The sequence below is a fragment of the Methylibium sp. genome (assembly GCF_031393925.1).
Classification (GTDB): Bacteria; Pseudomonadota; Gammaproteobacteria; order Burkholderiales; family Burkholderiaceae_C; genus Methylibium.
The window spans coordinates 1-1,974 of the sequence record NZ_JANMWL010000173.1; the positions used below are offsets into that span (position 1 = coordinate 1).

Consider the following 1,974-nt stretch of genomic DNA (forward strand, 5'->3'; position numbering starts at 1 on the left):
ACGCAGCGCGCCGGCCCGGCCGTCATGTGCAGGCGCCGCAGGCCGGGCCGCACGTCCACGACCGCGGGCGCGTCGGGGTCGTCGCGGCGCGTGAACACGTCGACCTGGTGGCCGGCGCGAGCCAGGCAGCGCGCCACCTGCAGCGTGGCGCCGTTCTCGTTCTCGTCCTCGTCCGCGGCGTCGACGTAGCCGAGGGCGGTGGCGGGCGGCGAGGCCGGCTCTTCGATGAGCGCGACGCGCAGGGGCTGGGGGCTCATGATCGACGCTTGCCTCGGATGGATGCCCCAGACGCTTAGCAAACGGTGTGCCGCGGACCCGCGCCGGCAGCGTGCAGCAACGCTCATCAATTGTGCGGTGGCGGCGCGGGACGAGGCCCGCACCGGAGCCGGTAAATCAGCGCGCCGCCGCGAAGAAAATTCCGGCCGGGGCGGCCCGGGTCGGCACGCGCCTTGCCCTGGGGCTCAGGCAGTGCCAGGGGGAAAGGAATCGCGATGTTGACCGCAACCTTGTTGCTGGTGGGTGCGGTGCTGTTCGCCATGGGCGTGACCGAGCGCGACGTGAAGCGCCTACCGCTGTCGGCGAGCCTCATTTACCTGCTGGCCGGCTGGGCCGCCACCACGCTGGGCACCGCCTTCACCGAGGTCGATCCGGTCGAACAGGCGGCGTGGCTGCTGACGTGTACCGAGATCGCACTGCTGATCTCGCTGTTTGCCACCGGCATGCGCCTGGGCATGCCTTCGGCGCATCGCGCCTGGAAGGTCGCCGCGCTGCTCGCCAGCCTGGGCATGGTCGCGACCATTGGCCTGGCCACCTTGGCGGGCGTGGCGCTGGCTGGGCTGGGCTGGGCCGGGGCGCTGTTGCTCGCGTCGATCCTGGCGCCGACCGACCCGGTGCTCGCCACCGAGGTGCAGATCCACGCCCCGGCCGACCGCGACGCGGTGCGCATGTCGCTCACCGCCGAGGGCGGCCTTAACGACGGCACCGCGTTCCCGGCGGTGATGCTCGCACTCGGGCTTCTTGGCCTGCACGAACTGGGCGGGTTCGGCGCGCGCTGGCTGCTGCACGACGTGCTGTGGGCGGTCGGCGGCGGGTTGTTGCTCGGCGGCGTGATCGGCCGCGCGCTCGGCGCGGCGCTGCGCTTTCGGCTGCGCCGCGGCCATGATCTCGGCTGGGACGAACTGATTTACCTGGGCGTCATTGCGCTGACCTACGGCGCGGCGCGAGCGCTCGTGGTGTCCACCTTCCTGGCCGTGTTCGTGGCCGGCTTCGCGCTCTTTCATGAAAGCCGGCACGCACGCGACGCGATGCTCAAGTCAAACGTGCAGAGCACCGATCTGTCCAAGCGCCTGATGGCGTTCGGCGAGCGCTGCGGGCGCTTGGTCGAGGTGACGATGGTGCTGTTCATCGGGGCGGCGCTCACCTGGGTGCAGTGGCGCTGGCAACACGTGGCCTACGCGTTGTTACTCATTGCCGTGGTTCGCCCGCTCGGCGTCTTGGCGGTGGTGCGCCGGGGCACGCTGCCACCGAGCCAGCGCCGTCTGGTCGCCTGGTTCGGCATACGCGGCGTGGGCTCCTTGTTCTACCTGGCTTATGCGCTGACCCAGCCGTTGGAGGGATCGTTCGCGCGCGAGTTGGTGTCGCTGTGCGTGCTGAGCATTGCCGCGTCGATCGTCGCGCACGGGGTGTCGGCGACACCGCTGATGAACTGGCATCAAGCGCGCAAAGGCGGTTGAACAGGGGATCGGCGCCGGGCGGGTGGATTGCGCTGCTGGCGCTTTTGCACAGCACATCTCACTCCCTCTCCCTCTCGGCGAGGAATGCGGTGAGAGTCGACGCGGTCTCGTTAGCGTGCCGGCGATTCGATCTGCGCGGCCACACCTCCTTCGCCGGGCCAGTGCGCATCGTCGGCGCGGACTTGCGAGGCGGTGTGGCTGCCGCCCACCGGCACGCCCCCGCCTTCGTTTTCCCAGCGGC

General features: G+C 70.5%; 1 protein-coding gene and 1 pseudogene. One reads left to right on the forward strand and one right to left on the reverse strand.

What is annotated here, in order from left to right; translation table 11 throughout:
* Positions 1-257, reverse strand: a pseudogene (locus RMO12_RS09550) (hypothetical protein); the annotation flags it as partial.
* A 234-nt stretch (positions 258-491) separates the two neighbouring features.
* Between RMO12_RS09550 and RMO12_RS09555 the strand changes: the two are divergent.
* A complete protein-coding gene (locus tag RMO12_RS09555; RefSeq protein WP_309639113.1) occupies positions 492-1,733 on the forward strand; it encodes a cation:proton antiporter in 1,242 nt (413 codons plus the stop codon).
* The last annotated feature ends 241 nt before the right edge of the window (positions 1,734-1,974 follow it).